Origin of the sequence: Ktedonobacter racemifer DSM 44963, from assembly GCF_000178855.1 — a bacterium.
In the GTDB taxonomy this organism is placed as follows: domain Bacteria; phylum Chloroflexota; class Ktedonobacteria; order Ktedonobacterales; family Ktedonobacteraceae; genus Ktedonobacter; species Ktedonobacter racemifer.
The window spans coordinates 1763248-1779485 of the sequence record NZ_ADVG01000001.1 but is presented as its reverse complement, the minus strand read 5'-3'; the positions used below and the strand labels follow the sequence as shown (position 1 = coordinate 1779485).

10 protein-coding genes and 3 pseudogenes are annotated in these 16238 nt (G+C 55.2%); 3 read left to right on the top strand and 10 right to left on the bottom strand.

Annotated elements, in window-relative coordinates; all coding sequences use genetic code 11:
- Nucleotides 1-3: 3 nt before the first annotated feature.
- A complete protein-coding gene (locus tag KRAC_RS07805; RefSeq protein ID WP_007905853.1) occupies nt 4-1224 on the top strand; it encodes a hybrid sensor histidine kinase/response regulator in 1221 nt (406 codons plus the stop codon).
- A gap of 18 nt (nt 1225-1242) precedes the next feature.
- On the opposite strand, the gene abc-f is transcribed toward KRAC_RS07805, so the two are convergent.
- Entirely contained in the window at nt 1243-2913 is a 1671-nt protein-coding gene (gene abc-f, locus KRAC_RS07800) for a ribosomal protection-like ABC-F family protein (protein WP_007905850.1), read from the bottom strand.
- 845 nt (nt 2914-3758) lie between these two features.
- Between abc-f and iscB the strand changes: the two genes are divergently transcribed.
- Nucleotides 3759-5048, top strand: a complete 1290-nt coding sequence (iscB, locus tag KRAC_RS07795; protein WP_007905848.1) for an RNA-guided endonuclease IscB — start codon at nt 3759-3761, stop codon at nt 5046-5048.
- Between the two features lie 322 nt (nt 5049-5370).
- Here the strand turns inward: iscB and KRAC_RS07790 are convergent, their stop codons facing one another.
- The 7 genes and pseudogenes from KRAC_RS07790 to KRAC_RS07770 all read right to left on the bottom strand — a co-directional run bounded on the left by KRAC_RS07790 (nt 5371) and on the right by KRAC_RS07770 (nt 14131).
- Nucleotides 5371-6555, bottom strand: coding sequence for a VWA domain-containing protein (locus KRAC_RS07790; RefSeq protein ID WP_007905846.1), 1185 nt, complete (start codon nt 6553-6555; stop codon nt 5371-5373).
- Nucleotides 6542-8869, bottom strand: coding sequence for a DUF5682 family protein (locus tag KRAC_RS07785; protein ID WP_007905844.1), 2328 nt, complete (start codon nt 8867-8869; stop codon nt 6542-6544). Before KRAC_RS07785 ends, KRAC_RS07790 begins: the two co-directional genes overlap by 14 nt.
- Nucleotides 8866-9681 (bottom strand): annotated as a pseudogene (locus KRAC_RS79350) (ATP-binding protein); the annotation flags it as partial. The gene KRAC_RS07785 and the pseudogene KRAC_RS79350, both read right to left, overlap by 4 nt.
- A 3-nt stretch (nt 9682-9684) precedes the next feature.
- Nucleotides 9685-10893 (bottom strand): annotated as a pseudogene (locus tag KRAC_RS79345) (LAGLIDADG family homing endonuclease); the annotation flags it as partial.
- Nucleotides 10894-10941: 48 nt separating this feature from the next.
- A pseudogene (locus KRAC_RS79340) lies at nt 10942-11256 on the bottom strand (ATPase); the annotation flags it as partial.
- Nucleotides 11257-11258: 2 nt separating this feature from the next.
- A complete protein-coding gene (locus KRAC_RS07775; RefSeq protein ID WP_007905840.1) occupies nt 11259-12812 on the bottom strand; it encodes a DUF5691 domain-containing protein in 1554 nt (517 codons plus the stop codon).
- Between the two features lie 2 nt (nt 12813-12814).
- Nucleotides 12815-14131: an SWIM zinc finger family protein gene (locus KRAC_RS07770; protein WP_007905838.1), complete on the bottom strand. Its 1317-nt coding sequence runs from the start codon at nt 14129-14131 to the stop codon at nt 12815-12817.
- 280 nt (nt 14132-14411) lie between these two features.
- Here KRAC_RS07770 and KRAC_RS07765 point away from each other — a divergent pair, with 280 nt between their 5' ends.
- Entirely contained in the window at nt 14412-14807 is a 396-nt protein-coding gene (locus KRAC_RS07765) for an Hsp20/alpha crystallin family protein (protein WP_007905836.1), read from the top strand.
- A 113-nt stretch (nt 14808-14920) separates the two neighbouring features.
- Here KRAC_RS07765 and KRAC_RS07760 read toward each other — a convergent pair whose 3' ends face one another.
- Together KRAC_RS07760 and crcB are read right to left on the bottom strand one after the other, a co-directional pair.
- Nucleotides 14921-15409 (bottom strand): fluoride efflux transporter FluC, encoded by a 489-nt coding sequence (locus KRAC_RS07760; protein WP_007905834.1) that lies wholly within the window; start codon nt 15407-15409, stop codon nt 14921-14923.
- Nucleotides 15406-15795, bottom strand: coding sequence for a fluoride efflux transporter CrcB (gene crcB, locus KRAC_RS07755; protein ID WP_007905832.1), 390 nt, complete (start codon nt 15793-15795; stop codon nt 15406-15408). The genes KRAC_RS07760 and crcB overlap by 4 nt, the downstream gene beginning before the upstream one ends.
- Nucleotides 15796-16238: the final 443 nt, after the last annotated feature.

Genomic DNA, 16238 nt, shown 5'->3' with positions numbered 1-16238 from the left:
TCCTTGAAGCAATCTTGCATTCTTTTAGTCGATGATGACACTGCCCTGCTGCAGGCCTTGCCCCAGGCAATCTACCTGCGTATGAAGGATGTCACAGTCGATACCTGTGACTCGGCCCTCGATGCGATTGAGCGAATCTGCTCATGCGAATATGACGCGATTGTGAGTGATATTAAGATGCCGGGTATGGATGGCCTGGCCCTGCTGGGAAAGGTGCAGCAAGTCTCTCCCAATACGCCGGTCCTCTTGATTACGGGCCATGGTGATCATAACCTGGCGATTCAGGCCTTGCGCGGCGGAGCCTACGATTTTATTCAGAAGCCAATTGATCGTGATTATTTTGTCGCCGCGCTCGCACGGGCGATTCAAACACATCAGCTTCGTTACCAGGTGGAGGAACAACAACGCGCGCTAGAATTGCATGCTCGCTCGCTTGAGCAGGCGGTAGAGGAGCGCACTCGTGAACTCACGGTTGCAAACTCCGCCAAAGATGAATTCCTGAGCATGGCTTCGCATGAACTAAAGACCCCGCTCTCGAGCCTGAAGGGCATGACGCAGTTGCTGCGTCGTAAACTGGAGCGTACTGGCTCAAATGATGTCCCGAACTTGATTAGCATGGAGAACTCCATCCGGCGAATGGAGGTGCTGGTGAATGACCTGCTCAACATTTCCTTTATTGAGATGGGTGTCTTTGAGCTGCATACCATGCCGTGCAACCTGAATGCGTTGTGTCAGCGCCTGGTAGATGAGTATGTTATCGGTACCAATCCCCAACCTGTCGTAGAGCTCCATCTGCCATCTGAGCAGATTGAGGCCAATGTGGATGTGGAACGCCTGGGCCAGGTCGTGATTAACCTGCTTTCTAATGCGCGTAAATACTCGAGTGCATCTATTTATATGGCGCTTAGCTATGATGAGACCGAGTGCGCGATCACGGTGCGCGATACCGGGATTGGTATCTCGCCTGAACTCTTGCCCCATATCTTTGATCGCTTCTATCGCGTTCCAGGCGTGGAGGTACAGCGTGGCTCTAGTATTGGCCTGGGCCTAGGCCTCTACATCTCCAATCAGATTGTCGAGAGCCATGGTGGTCGGATTACGGTCGAGAGTATTCCCGATAGCGGGAGTCTATTCTCGGTCCATCTGCCATACCTTTCTGTACAGCCAACTGAAGCCAGCGCCGCCGCCGATGACGCATCGTTACCCTCTCAGCCCCATCCATAGCGACAGCGCTCTGCCATTTTAAGCCGAGGTAACTATTTCATGGTCCTCTTTCTTGACCAACTGGCCCTCTTGCAGCTCCCAGACTTCGCCACCGAATCGCTGGATAAACCAGCGGTCATGCGAGATAGCGATGACCGGACCCGGAAAATGCAGGACTGCTTGTTCAAAGGCTTCCAGTACATCGAGACTGATGTAGTTGGTTGGCTCGTCGAGTAGGAGCACATTAGGGTTCCTGGCCATCAAGCTGGCAATCTCCAATTTACGTCTCTGCCCGATACTTAATTGCCTGACCCTTTTCTGCATATCCTCCAGGCGGAAGAGTCCATACCCGATCAAGCGACCCATAAACTCCCCCTCGTAACCTATCTGCCCATAGCGATAGGTCTCGATGACCGTCTTCTCCAGGTCGGGAAGCGCCGGGTCCTGGGGGAGATAGCCTACACGTGCGCCAGGTGCAAGGGAGATCGTGCCACCATCAGGCTGCTCCTCTCCAAGTAGCAACCTGAGCAGCGTCGTTTTTCCCGCTCCATTGGGGCCAGTCAGCATGATGCGCGACTGAGGGGCCAGGTTGAGATGAACATGCTCAAAGACCTGGCGTTCGCCAAAGCCTTTGCGCACATCACTCATCTGTACCACGATTTGCGACTGAATGGACTCTGTGCGGAAGTAGGAGGTGACGCTGAGTAGTTCGGGTGGCTTGGGAATCGGATCCGCCTCAATGCGCTTCAGGCGCTCTTCCGTTTCATGAATGTCGCGTGCCACGGCGCTGTCAACGCGCTGTCCAAAGAAGTGCTTCGCGAACTTGTCGTTATCGCGTGGCGCACGATTGCTATGCCCAATATGTCTTCCTTTCTCCTTGATGCGTTTGCGCAGCTCTTTGATCTCTTCTTGCTGGCGCAGGTAATCCTCCTCCCATTGCTTGCGCTCCACCTCGCGTGCCGCGACATAGGCGTCATAATTGCCGGTATAAGCTTTGAGGTGATGAGAATTGTCATCGATCTCAAAGATGGCATTGACGGCGCGATTGAGAAACTGGCGATCATGCGAGACGATGAGCGCGGCCCCGTGATAGCTGGAGAGGTAGTTCTCCAGCCACTCCATGCTGGCGAAGTCGAGATGGTTAGTCGGTTCATCTAACAAGATGATATCTGGAGAACGTAGCAACAAGGTCGCCAGGCCGACACGAGCCTTCTCCCCTCCGGAGAGCGTCTCGACCTCCTGGGTGCGTGGCAGGTAGCTCAGACGCAGGCCCTCCAGGATGCTCTCTATCTTATAGTCAATTTCGTAGCCACCGCTATCTTGAAAGCGCGTTGAGACAAGGGCATATTCTTCCAGGAGCGAGGTGAGTTGCTCCTGGATGGCCGTGCTCATAACCTCTTCAAGCTCGTGCATACGTGCCTCGAGCTGGCGCAGATTTCCTACGGCCTCAAGAATTAAATCCTGTATGCTACGTCCATAGAAGGGGGGCGTGGTCTGGGGCAGATAGCCCACTTCAACGGAGGGAGCATAGGCAAAGCTGCCCTCGTCGGCCTCTTCGCTCCCGGTGAGGATACGTAAGAGTGTCGATTTGCCTGCGCCATTGGCACCAACGATGCCCACCCGGTCTCCAGCATTGACTACGCATGAGATTTCGCTGAGCACGGTAATCGCGCCATAGGTTTTAGTTAGATTGCGTATAGTTAATAACATAAAGATGCACCTCGTAATTCTGGTAGCGGTCGTTTCCAGACGAATGTGAGTATTGAAGTTGTATGCGAGGTGCCTGGTCGCGCTCAAGGGTACAAAGCTATTAGCTGGTTGCGGTTCACATCGTTGGCGGCTTCCAGGGAGGTGACGTTATCGCGTGTGTTGCATCAATGGGATGCGGATCTGGGAAGTGGTGGAGCACCTTGCGATGTACCATGAGCACGGCATCAGGCCAGAAGTAACCAGCAACGAGCGCGAGTAGATATGTGAATGCTATTAAGCATATTCTAAAAGCGTACGTGGGGTTACTGGTGGTAGATGTTGCTCATGTCTACAAGTGCGTCTCCTTTGAGAGAGGTTTTATTATGGTATAGACCTATCATACAGAATCCCACCAAAGAAGTCAAGCAGGTATTTAGGCATTTAGGCATCATCTGCTTGACAGTGATCCCTTTCTCTGGCACACTCGTTCCAACTTGCCAGAAGGCATGGCGCTCTCGTCGGTGGCTGTCATTCCCACCAGCGTCCGGATGCGGGCGTGAGTCGGACGAGAGAACATTCCCCATATGGGAACGCGATAGTCAGGTACCCCCTGCCTAAAGGCAGGGGCTTGTGAAAGCAAGCTCGGACCTGTCCAGACTTAGCCATGGGCCTTCTGCGCGAGGCAGGAGGTTATCAGACTACGATAGAGGAGAAGTGTTCAAGTTCCTACCTACAGGTGCGTGCCAGCCGGTAGCTCTAGAATCTCTGGGTTAAACAGCAAAGCGGGGTCTATGCAGTGCTCAGGGAAAAGTACCGCTCTCTATCATTGTCGAGGCAAACATTACCCTGGAAACAGGAGGCTCAACTTGAGCAATGTTTTTGTGATTGATAGTGACTATAAACCTTTAAATCCGGTGCATCCAGGACACGCGAGGCGCTTGCTCAGGCAAGGGAAAGCAGCCGTGTTTAGACGGTATCCGTTTACCATTGTGCTCAAACGGGTGGTAGAACAGCCAGAGATACAACCCTTGCACCTCAAGCTCGATCCAGGCAGTAAAACGACGGGAATTGCCCTGGTGAACGACACCAACGGTCACATTGTGTTCGCGGCTGAACTCTCACATCGAGGGCATGCAATTAAAGACAGTCTTGATAGTCGTCGTGCAAGTCGCCAGGGGCGTAGGCAGCGTAAAACACGCTACCGCAAGCCGCGATTTGACAATCGACGGAGGAAGAAGGGATGGTTGCCACCATCGTTAGAAAGTCGCCTTGCCAACATTCTGACGTGGGTAGCTCGCCTGTGTCGATATGCTCCCATTGCCACTCTCAGTCAGGAGCTTGTGAAGTTTGATATGCAATTGATGGAGAATCCCGACATTGCAGGCGTGCAATATCAACAAGGAACCTTGCAAGGCTATGAGGTCAGGGAATACTTGCTGGAAAAATGGGAACGCACGTGTGCCTATTGTGGCAAACAAGATGTCCCGCTTCAGGTAGAGCATATCCATCCACGTGCCCGTAGTGGTACGAACAGGATGAGCAATCTTACCTTGGCGTGCGAAGCATGCAATACTGCCAAAGGCACTCAGGAGATCGAAGTCTTCTTGAAAAAGAAACCTGACGTGCTCAAGCGTCTTCTCGCTCAGGTCAAAAAGCCACTCAAGGATGCCAGCGCTGTCAATAGCACACGATGTGCTTTGCTCGAACGGCTGAAAGCGATCGGCTTGCCTGTCGAGTGTGGGAGCGGTGGATTGACGAAGTTTAATCGTGCCACGCGAGGACTCCCCAAAACCCACTGGCTCGATGCAGCTTGCGTAGGCAAGAGCACGCCTGATGTGCTTTTGCAGAAGGGAGTCATCCCACTGCGCATCAAAGCGACAGGGCATGGGAGGAGGCAAATGTGTGTGCCTGACAAGTATGGATTCCCGAAGCAGCACAAAGAGCGCAAAAAGACATTTCTTGGGTATCAAACGGGTGATCTGGTCAAAGCCATCACGCCCAAAGGAACATTTGAAGGACGGATAGCCATTCGTCATCGGCCTTCATTCCGACTGGAGAAGGTCGATATTCACCCCAAATATATGCGTTGTGTGCAACGATCCGATGGCTATGAGTATACACAGAAAGGAGTGCGCCATGCTCCTCCCCATGGCTAAAGCCAGGGGTCCCCGCATGGCGCAATTTTTAGATGGACGAAAGAAGAGGCGTTTGCCTCCGAAGCCCACATGTGGATGAGGGCCAGAGTCCATCGGCACGCACGTCTGGTGGATCTTCCACGAGGCTCCATCGAAGGATGGTGAGAGTGGAAGCCAAGCCAGAACCTCCGCGCTTTTCATGCCGGGGAGCATCAGTAGCGGTAGATGTTGCTTATGTCTACAAGCGCAACTCCTTTGGGAGAAGTTTTTACAGGTTATAGCCCCTGGAGTGCTGGCCGCGCATCTGCGCGGCCAGCACTCCAGGGGCTATAACTTCTATTACTCAGCGGGTGCGCGTGGCGACGATGTCGTTGCGCGCGGCCCACATGTTGAGATCTTGCTGCTGAATGGCGGCGGCCATGAGATCCGGGAAGAGGTCAGGTGTACAGGCGAACGAGGGAATACCCATACCCGCCAGGTGTGTGGCATTCGTTTTATCGTAGCCTGGGGCGCCATCGTCACTGAGGGCCAGCAGGCAGATGACCTGGACTCCGCTGGCAACCAGTTCTGCGGCGCGGCGGAGCATCTCGCGCTGGTTTCCGCCCTCATAGAGATCGGTAATCAGGACGAGGATGGTCTGGCTGGGACGACTGATGATTTGCTGGCAATAGGCCAGGGCGCGATTGATATCGGTGCCGCCGCCCAGTTGTGTGCCAAAGAGCAGGTCGACCGGGTCTTGCAGGTCTTCGCTGAGATCGACAACGGCGGTGTCGAAGACGACCATGCGTGTGCTGACCGCGCGAATGGTTGCCAGGACAGCGCCAAAGATGCCTGAGTAAACGACGGAGGTTGCCATAGAGCCGCTCTGATCTACGCAGAGGACGATATCGCGCAGGGAAGAGCGCTTATGCCCATGCCCGATCAACTGTTCGGCGATGATGGTCTTCTTCTCCGGCAGGTAATTTTTCAGGTTGGCGCGAATGGTGCGATGCCAATTGATCTCATTGGCACGTGGTCGTCGGGTATAGGTGGAGCGATTGAGGCTACCCCGTACCGCCTGTTGCAAAGGATTGGCGAGTTTACGCTCCAGTTCTTCGACGACCTTGCGTACCACCTGTCGTGCCGTATCCTTGGTCTTCTCGGGAATGACGCGACTCAACGAGAGCAGGGAGGCTACGAGATGGACATCCGGCTCGACCTGCTCAAGCATCTCTGGTTCGAGCAGCATGCGTGTAAGGTTGAGGCGTTGAAGTGCGTCCTGCTGCATCACGCGTACGGTCGAGGAGGGGAAGTAGGTACGAATATCACCCAGCCAGCGGGCTACGTTGGGCGCGGACCCCCCCAGCCCGCCCGAACGCTGGGCGTCGTAGAGGGCTTCGAGCGTTTTATCCATGCCCAGGTCGCGGCCACTCAACATGCCCTGTCCATCTCCTGGCGCGCCTGCACCAGTACCCGCCATCCCTTTCTCAGCCTGCTTGCCTAAAACGAGGCGCCAGCGACGCAGGCGCTCCTGCTCAGTTATGGTCATTGAATCTTACCCCCATCAGTTGTGCCAGCACGGGCAGAACGCCCTCTGCTCGTTGCTGGTCGAAGCCCACGCCAGTAGGTGATGTCGTCATACCTGGTACCGCGCCGTTCTGGCCCGGCATTGTGCGCAGATATTTGACCTTTTCGCCCATGGCACGGCGCTCAGGTGGCTCAAACTCGCTGAAGGCGCGGCGTAGGATTGGCAGGAGAGCCTCGAAGGTCTCGCCCGAGAGATCGCTGAGCCAGCTATCCAGGGCGCTCCACAGCTCCTCCTGGTGGAGGACAATAAGCCCGCTGCCCATGAGGACGCCCTCGATCCAGCGCGCGGCTTGAGCCGCTGGTAACGCGGGCGTGAGGGCCAGGCGTGTCTGGCGTTGTAGCTCAGCTCCATCGATGACGTGCTGCTCTAGCAGTAAGCGACAGCTTCGCCCTCGCAGCAGGCCATGCAGATCCTCCTGTTCCATCAAGCGGCGCAGGAGCTTCTGCCAGTCTTGACGCTCCTCTTCCTGGTTGAGCAGGCTGAGGGCCTCCTGAACATGGTTGATGCTTGTGAGCATGCCCCGGGCGGCGTCATCGTCAAGCGAGGAGCAGGCACTGGGTAGACCAACCAGCACGCGCTCGAAGAGACGTGTGAGAATGGGCTGGACCAACTCGGCCTGGGCGCCGCGAACATTGCCGTAGCGTGCGATGCGCGCCAGGGGCGGCATGGCATCCATCAAATGGCGTATATCTGCCGATACCGCCGCGCGCTGCTGGATGACTGTAAGCAGGTGCGCAATCGCCTGGGGCAAGGCTGCCAGCATGGCCTGGTCGAGCAGGCTGGTGAGTTGCGGTAGCTCTTGAAGATCTTCGGCCTGGTGCGCGACGACGGCGCTTGCGGCCTCGAAGACGGTGTTCCCCCAGGCACTGGCTTCAATGAGCGTTACCACAAAATCGACCTGCCATTGTACCTGCCAGTATTCCCAGAAGGTTCCCTGCTTCTGGTTGCCGGTATGCAGAGTTTTGCCCCAGGGAATTTTGAGCAGGGCGAGGCGGTGTAGCAACTGGCTGCGCGCCAGAGCGCTCTCTTTGCGTAGGTCCAGCTCCAGGCGTGTGCTCTCGGGCGAGGGCGCCATGCGCAACTGGCGCTGTTGCTGCTCCAGGTCGCGCTGGAGCGGGATGGCTGGTGTCTCCTCCGGGACGTGCCCCAGGCGCTCGCCAATTTCGAGCTTTTCGCGAATCAACTGCATGGGTTCAGTATTGCCATGACAGAGAACTGTCTGGATGGCCTCGTGCAGTTCGGTGAGGCCAGGCATGGGAAGCTCGCGCAGGGCCGCCAGGGTCTCGCTCAGGCGTACCGCCTCAATGACGCTAGCCGAGGAGGCATCCAGGTCTTCCTTGCGTAGCAAGCGTGCGGCGCGCGTCACCCAGCGCACCACGGCCTGGTCTGGTGTCTTCCAGAGATGCTCGTACCAGCCAGGAGAGGTGATGCCAGCTCCATAGCCGCTGCGATAGGAGAGGCGTGAATTGGTCCAGGGAATCCAGGTGGCCTCAATCTTCAGTTTTTTTAGACCCTTCAGGCGTTTCTGATCCTCGCCAGGTGCGCCGGGATCGACCAGGACGGGGGCATGCCAGGCCCCACATACGACGGCGATGCGCTGAAAGCCCTCGCGCTGGGCCGTGCGGATGCATTGACGCATATAGGCCTCGCGAAGCGCGTCCTCTTCCCTGGTTTCTCGTCCCTCTCTGAGGGCCGACATGGCTTCAAGAATGGCTGCGAAAATGTCGCGGCTATCGACGCGCTGCTCAATCTGCTGCTCCCACCAGCTTTCATGATCGCTATAGCCTGCGGCCTCGGCAAGCATCCCGAGTGGGTCTTCACGCTCCTCCGTTTGAGGCGCAGGTGCGAGGGTCGCATTGCGTGTCTCCTGACCAGGCTCTGCCTCAGCTCCAGGATGATCAAGCGCTTGCGGTTCCTGCTGCTCCGTTTGTTCAGCCTGTTCCTCGTGTTCGAGGCGCAGCGCCATCTGCATGGCCTGGGGCAGGTCCATAAAGCGCGTTTCTATCCCCTGTTCAAAGCTATAACGCAGTGCCTGCCATTCTGGCGAGAAGGTGGTAAAGGGATAGAAGACGGCGCGCTTTGGATGCTCGGGTGCGTAGATGAGGATTGCGACGGGAGGCCGCATCTCCTGGTGCATACATAGCGGAAGTACTTGCTGGGCGTCGGGTGGCCCTTCGACCAGGACGATATCTGGCTGGTACTCTGTGAGCGCCTGGCGCAGGCTGCGTGCGCAGCCTGGCCCATGGTGGCGTATCCCAAAGACTGAAATGCTCATAGCACCTCGCGACAGGCACGATAGAGATCCTTCCAACCCTCACGCTCTTTGGCGACCGTTTGCAGGTATTCGAGCCAGACGACGCGATCCTGTACCGGGTCTTTGACAATGGCGCCCGTCAGGCCCGCGGCCAGGTCGGCGGCTTTTAGCTCGCCATCGCCGAAATAGCCTGCCATGGCGAGTCCGTTGTTGATGACGGAGATTGCCTCCGCGGTTGAGAGTGTGCCGCCCGGTGACTTCAGCTTGGTCTGCCCGTCTTCTGTGACGCCATTGCGCAGCTCGCGGAAGATGGTGACGACGCGGCGAATCTCCTCCAGCGCGGGCTTCTCGGCTGGCAGCTCCAGGGCGCGACCCAGGCTGGCGACGCGCCGTTCCACGATATTGATCTCGTCGTCCATGCTATCTGGCACGGGGAGGATCACGGTATTGAAGCGGCGCATGAGTGCGCTGGAGAGCTCGTTGACGCCCTTGTCGCGATTATTAGCGGTCGCGATGACGTTAAAGCCTTTGTGCGCCTGGACCTCGGTATTCAGCTCTGGCACGGGCAGCGTCTTCTCCGAGAGGATGGTAATCAGGGCATCCTGGACCTCGCTAGGGATGCGTGTGAGCTCTTCAATACGTGCGAGCTTGCCATCTTGCATGGCCTGCATCATGGGGCTGACGACCAGGGCCGCGGGCGAGGGGCCTTCGACCAGCAGGCGCGCGTAGTTCCAACCATAGCGAATGGCGTTCTCATCCGTGCCAGCCGTGCCTTGAATCAGGAGAGCCGAGTCGCCCATGATGGCGGCGCTTAGATGCTCGCTAACCCAGCTATTATGAATGATAAAGTCATTGGCAACAAAGTTATGGGTTTTGGCCATGCTTAAATCATATACTTCATGTTCTCCAACTGGCTCAATAGATGTAATTGTATCCCAATAGATGTCGCTTTGAGCTAAATTTTGCAATTCAGTATCGCCAACTAGCAATGCTAAGCGGGATAGGCGTTCCCTTGATATATTCTGGCCACGAAGTATCGATGCTCTCGACATTTTATAGGTGGCCGTCAAACGATCAGATTTTACTAGCGTTGTTATACTTGATCCTATCGTGATGGCAGTACTTTCGAGACGATCCCACACTTGATATGGAATAGTGTCAACATTTGGATTCGCTTTTATATCTGGGTTAGAAAGGTATTCGCGTGCTTCTTCGACATACTTGCGTCCTAAAAGTCCTATTTCTTCTAAAAAAGTGCGGCAAGGACCTGTACCATGAATGAATAATCTGTAGTGACCTGTGTTCAATTGGCGGAAACGCGCATTAATTCCGAAGCGAAGAAGAAGATGCTGTACATCTTTTATAAGTTGTTTTGACTTACTTGCGTAATCAATCGTAACCTGTTTTTTGGTTGTACGTAAATGAAGAAAGCCATCTCCGCTAAAAAGCCGATTGAGGAAAAGAGCGATCTGGGGTTTAGGCAACGAGAAGACAATATTTGGTACAAATTTGTTGTCGGATTTTGTCCCCATTAGGCCTATATCTTTTAACCAGTCCGTGCAAGGATTGCGGAATTTATTTCCACGCCGGCCGCCAGAAACACTGCACATTCTGCCATCCGGATACCAGTGAGCTTGAAGTTCTGGAAACGCTTCTTGTACTGCTTCGCTAAAATCGTGTTGCATATCAGGATGTACATTTGTATAGTATGGAACATCCTGAGAAAGACAACCCTCAGCGATTAGGTGAGCAAGAATCTTGACGTGAGCATCGCTAAGCATTGCATTACCAAAGAACGGCATAATGCGTGGCATTGCGATACTGTCTCCGATGTGCAAATTCTCTAATGGCTGCCATCCATCAATAGTAAGAAATGGGTGATTTATTGTAACTTCTATTTCGCGCCCCAGTTTGGTCGTAACTCTGTAGCAAGCTTTGATACCACTATTAATGTAATCTGTTGGCTCTTGTTGATGTAAACGATAGTTCGATTGTAATGATGCCAGTTCAATGCCGTGCTTGCGACAAGCCTCTGCAATTGTTACTCTTTGACCGGTTCTGGTATCAAGTACTAACGTATCGTGTTTGACGCATTTTGCTGTACCAGGAACACCATAGAGCAACAGGGCGCGGTCAGTGGCGAGTGTAGAGATGGCGATCTCCATCAGGCGGGGGTTGCCAATATACTTTGGCGAGATCTCAAAGCCATTGTCGAGCTTGCCGCCCATGAGGTAGGTGCGCACAGCCCAGGGAGAGAGCTGCCAGTTAGGTGGCCGCTGGCGCGTATCCACTTTAACCAGTTCAGCCAGTTCCTCCGCGTATTGCTGCTCGGCGTGCTGGCGTAAAACGCTATTGACCTCGGCGCCTGTGATATGTCCATTTTGTGCAGTATTTTGCGTGCTCGTCATAATTAGCCAATCTCCTCTACTATCGTTTTGCGCAGATGCAGTATTTCCAGAAATTGATTTATGCTATTTTTTGTTTGCTGATGTTCGTAGTAGGTGCTGTATTCATATTTTTCGGGTAGCTCGGGTAAGTCCCAATCCTGCAAGGCCAGTTGAAAGCAAGAGGGAGGAAGAGCCAGGGCCGCCCGAGCCAGAGAAGGGCGTAAGCGCTCGCTCCCTCCCCCCGCTTCTGTGGGAAAGTTGTGGGCTGCTTCTCTAGCCCAGTCCAGGTAGAACATGCCGATGTCGTGGCTCCAGGGGCAGGGCAGGATATGCAGACCCAGGGTGTAGGATGCGAAGTTCCGCTGAAACATCTCCCTGGCGATATCTTCTGCTTGTGGCTGGGGCAGACAGGAAATAAGCCGTGCGGCCTCTACACTTCGCTCCTCGCGTCGTTTGTCTGGCTCAGCCTCGCGCCAGAAGGTCAGAAGGCTGCTTATCCCGGTTATGTGTCGCTCTCGTGCTGCTTGCCTGCAAAGGACCGTAAAGAGTACATGTTGCCAGGTCTTATTCTCAATGGCCATTAGTAGCTGATCTGGTGAGAGCGAGAAGCGCTCCTCCCAATAGGCAAAAGGTAGGTGCTCCAGGGCGCGCTGGCAGGCATCGTTAATACCGGAGGCGTTTTCTACTTTATTGATCAGGCCATCACGCACCCAACTTTTATCAAGTGCATCAGGTCTGCGAATGGAGATTTTTCCGTTCTGATAGCGGAGCAAGGCATCGGCATGAGCATGCATGCGTTGCATAAAGGCCGAGCCTGGGAGCATAGCAAGCAGCCGTACCGCGACCATACGCACCTGTTCGCTGCGATCATCGAGCGCCTTCTCCAGAAAATCTTCATCTTCAGGCGAGAGCTTGAGCGCCAGGGCTTCGAGTAGTGGCGCGCGGGTATCGGCGCGCTCCTTCTTCCACCCTTGCTGGAGCCATTGTCGCGCACTAGCCGGGTCGAGGAGGCGCTGCTGGCGCAGGGCTTCTACGCGCTGCTTGAGTGTTCCCTCTTGCCATGTGGCTTCGAGCTGTTCAGGGGCGATCGCGCTAGCCTCAGTGGACAACTCGTTCACCCAGTTCCACTTTGGGTTGTACTGGCTCAGCCAGCGCCCGCGTTCACCCAGCAGGGGGAGCACTTGCTCTCGTAGCTCTTTCCCCTTGGTGACGGTCTCCAGAAACGCTGGCAGGAGATCATATGGCACCCGGCAGCGCCGCTCTTGCATATAGCCTAGCGCCTCCTGAAGGAGTGTAGTTTCTTTATGAGCCAGGAGCGTCTCAAGAATCTGCGGTCGCTGAAGTGGATGCCAGTTCTGGGGCTCAGGTTGCGCGGGAGAAGGCAATTCAGGCGCGGATTCAGCGAGGTGTCCCGCGTTTTGATAGGCACCCCAGGCAGCGGCTGTCAGCAGGAGCTGGCGTTCTTTTCCACCCTCACTGAGTTGACTACTCAGTTCATCAATTCTGGTACCGGTGGTGAGTGCTGTATCGCCGCTCTGCTCTGTGCCAACGATGGCGGCGGTGATAAAACGTTCCATGTCTACCTCCCCTCCGACAAACTGTAGTAGCGGCCCTCAACCAGGATACCAAGCGGGGTCAGCACCTCGCCGTTCCAGATTCCGGCGAAGTGGCTAGCATGCCCTCCTGAAAGTGCGAGCAGGCGCCAGTGCTCTCCTTTCGCCAGGGGCAAGGCCTGCCCGGCGCTGTCACACAGTAGCCAGCGATGCTGATCGAGAACAGGTACGACCCCTCGAAGAACACACAGGAAGGCGTCCTGCCAGGGATGGCGCGCGAGTGTCAGAGCGACTTGATTGAGAAAGGCATCTATCGTCTCTTCTCCCGGCAGCGTGCGCTCAAAGGGACGAAGTTCTCCCTGTTGCTCGACGATAAGCGCGCGCGAGGGTGCGGCACCTGGCCAGTACGCTAGCTCGGCCGCCCGGCGCATGCCAAAGGGATACACGCGAGCAAAAGAAGGATTCACTCGTGGCGCGAACTGCATCAGCATGGCTGTACGTTTGCTTTGTTCGCCATAGAGCCAGTTACGCTGTGTTGTGCCCTTATCGGTCTCCTCAAGCGTAGAGCCGAGGAAGAGCCAGGTATCGCGTACGTGTTCGCCGCGCGCGAGCACCTCGTCTTCGGTTAGCGCCCATCCCAGTTGCGTACGTACCTCATCTTGAAGATTGGGTTGAAGTGTATCGATATTGCGATATGCCTGGCTGAGCAGGGCCAATTGCCCGGATTGTACGAGCAATTTCTCGGTCCAGTCTGGCGAGGCATGAATGCTCTCGCCCAGGTGCCGGATGCGCGTCGCGACGCCTGGAAGCTGGTTATCGACCATCTGCTTCGCCATATCGCTCCAGTAGGCATCTGGGCGTGTCTCGGCGCTGGCCAGGCCGGTGCGTACCAGGTCGCTTAACCAGAGATCGAGACGCGCCAGACCCTGCTCGACCAGTTTCTGCCGTCGCGCAACGGTTTTCTCGGATGGGGCTGTATGTTCTTTAGTTTGCTTGCTTTCTTTGCGTTGTAACGACGCGGCCCGCTTCTCTAGCCAGGCGGTGACCCAATCTGGTGGATCGCCGCTTGTGATCTCTTCACCCATGGTGCTTACAAGCAGTAGTAGGCCCAGACAATGTTTACAGGGTTGTTTCCGACTGGGGCAACTGCATTGTGCTGTGAGGGTAGAGAGTTCAACCTTGACCTGGTAGAGCGCGCTCCCCTGGCATTCTCCCCAGAGGGCAAGCTCGTTATGACCAAGATTCGCCCAGTGCTTGCGATTACTGAGCTTTCTAGCGTTGGCGAGCGAGGCCGTGTCGGGAGCTATGGCTTTAACCTGTTCGGTGGTGAAATCAAATCCCACGTATTCTGCTCCCCCATCTAGTGGTTTTTTGTTCTCTGCCTAAGTATATATTCTGGCTGAGCCTGGAGAAAGCGGAAACGCCGCCTATGAGAATATATTCCTGTTTAGAAGGGGTGTTCTCAGCGTCTACGCAGCAGACGCTGAGGCTCATGACCTGTTGAGTTGAAACTTCATCCCATAGGAAGACGTGGCACTGGTGTAGCCACGCATCAGTGCGGCTTGTAAGGTATGATCTTGTGGTGTGCCTGTGAGTCGTCTGAGTTATTAAAAAGGAGTCGTGATGATGTCCGAGAAAGCTAAAATCCAACATATTCCGGTCAAAGTCTATCGCACACATGATCGCTTAATGGTAGCCGCGCCTATGCCTGGCTTACAGCCGGAGGATCTTGGCATCGAGGTCACGGAGGATAATCACTTGATATTGCAGGGTGAGATTCGTGGTTTGCTCAAGGACGTCAAAGAACTGGTCGTCGATGAGTGGAGCGTAGGTGCCTATCATCGCGAGATACAGCTTCCCGTGCCCGTTGACGCGGAGCGGGCCAACGTCTCATATGGAAATGGCGTGATCGTGGTGGCCTTTATAATCAGCTCGCAAACCGTGCCTGCGCGCCTGACTGTCCAACGTGTCGCGCCCGATCACGGACAGCGCGCAGGCTATACCGGGCATGCCACCTAAATCAAGTAGGGTCCATGCTGGCATGGACTCCGAGCGCAGCGACCTCCCGCCATCTGGGTGTCGGCCTGCGGGCCTCGGAGTCCATGCCAGCATGGACCCTACAAGCAGGACGCCTATACCCGATGCTCTTCTTCAAGCACCTGCTCGTCCGAGTGGGTGGTGTTATAAAGCCCCAGGCTACGCATGCGTTGGCGCTTTTTGAGCCAGTAGACTCCTCCTTGCCCCAGGCGTACGCCTAGCACAATGGCGAAAAGCCCACCAAGTAGGCTGGCCAGTAGATAGAGAAACGCGGGCAGTGTCGCGCCTCCATTGAGGAGATTGAGTGTGCCCAGTGCTAGGCTGCTAAAGGTGGTATACGCCCCCAGGAAGCCCGTAACGAGGAAGAGGCGTCGTGTGGGGCCAATCAGCATGGTGGTCTCGGCCAGGGTGCTAATCAAGGCGATCAGCAGGGCGCCAGTAATATTTATCAGGAGAATATCATAGGGCCAGCCTTTTCCCAGCGCCTGCTGGATCGCCAGGCTGAAAAGATAGCGTGTCATGGTCCCCAGGAAGCCACCTGTGAGTACGGCTACAAGCTGACGCAAAGTCACACGGTTTTTCATGCCAGCCAGCCCCCTATCCCTAATCCAAGGGCCGCCATCCCGAGGCCTAGAAGATAGGTACCTCCCAGGTAGCAGAGTGCGCGGATGCTCTCGCCGCGGCGTAGTAGCAGAAGCGTCTCCCAGTTGAGTGTACTAAAGGTCGTATAGCCACCCAAAAAACCGGTGGCGAGCATGGCTTGCAGTGACGTCGAAAGCGCTTTGTGACTTACGAGCGCGAAAATAAAACTGATCAAAAAAGCTCCACTCAGATTAATACAGAACGTCCCTAGGGGAAAACGCGTGGGGAGCCATGTGGTTACCAGATTACCAAGCAAATAACGCGTAACTGCGCCCAGAGCACCAGCCAGGCTGATGCCCCCGAGCAGGGCCAGCGCGGTCCATGTCATAATGCATTCCTATCTTTCTAATATATTTTTTGATACGCTCATCAACTCTTTGGGCATACACTCACCAGCTGCCTGGTTAGTAGTGTGATGTGGGTTGGCAGCCGCAGGCTGCCAACCCACATCACACTACTAACCAGGCGAGCGCCGTAGGTGCGAGAAGTCCAGTATTAAGCCCCCAGAAAGCACAAAAAAGACTCCTGATAACGCATACTCAACTGGTATGCGTTATCAGGAGTTATTAGCTTCTTTGCGGTTTCGTCAGGTATAGCCAATTCTTCTTAAGATAAAAAATCGGTCAGTGAACGTTTCTCTTGAAGAGGCATTATATGACGTGGTGAACCCCATCACCAGTTATTCTATTGCTCTGACTATAGCATAACCACGTGGACCAAACCAGTTTCTTAGGAGTTGTTGGTAGGAGGAAAAGCTGTGACCTGGTTCAT

Excerpts from the sequence above, each read along its gene's own strand:
- KRAC_RS07765 (WP_007905836.1), top strand. The coding sequence starts at position 14,412 with ATGATGTCCGAGAAAGCTAAAATCCAACATATTCCGGTCAAAGTCTAT.
- KRAC_RS07790 (WP_007905846.1), bottom strand. The coding sequence starts at position 6,555 with ATGACCATAACTGAGCAGGAGCGCCTGCGTCGCTGGCGCCTCGTTTTA.
- KRAC_RS07760 (WP_007905834.1), bottom strand. The coding sequence starts at position 15,409 with ATGAAAAACCGTGTGACTTTGCGTCAGCTTGTAGCCGTACTCACAGGT.
- crcB (WP_007905832.1), bottom strand. The coding sequence starts at position 15,795 with ATGACATGGACCGCGCTGGCCCTGCTCGGGGGCATCAGCCTGGCTGGT.
- KRAC_RS07775 (WP_007905840.1), bottom strand. The coding sequence starts at position 12,812 with ATGGAACGTTTTATCACCGCCGCCATCGTTGGCACAGAGCAGAGCGGC.
- KRAC_RS07785 (WP_007905844.1), bottom strand. The coding sequence starts at position 8,869 with ATGAGCATTTCAGTCTTTGGGATACGCCACCATGGGCCAGGCTGCGCA.
- abc-f (WP_007905850.1), bottom strand. The coding sequence starts at position 2,913 with ATGTTATTAACTATACGCAATCTAACTAAAACCTATGGCGCGATTACC.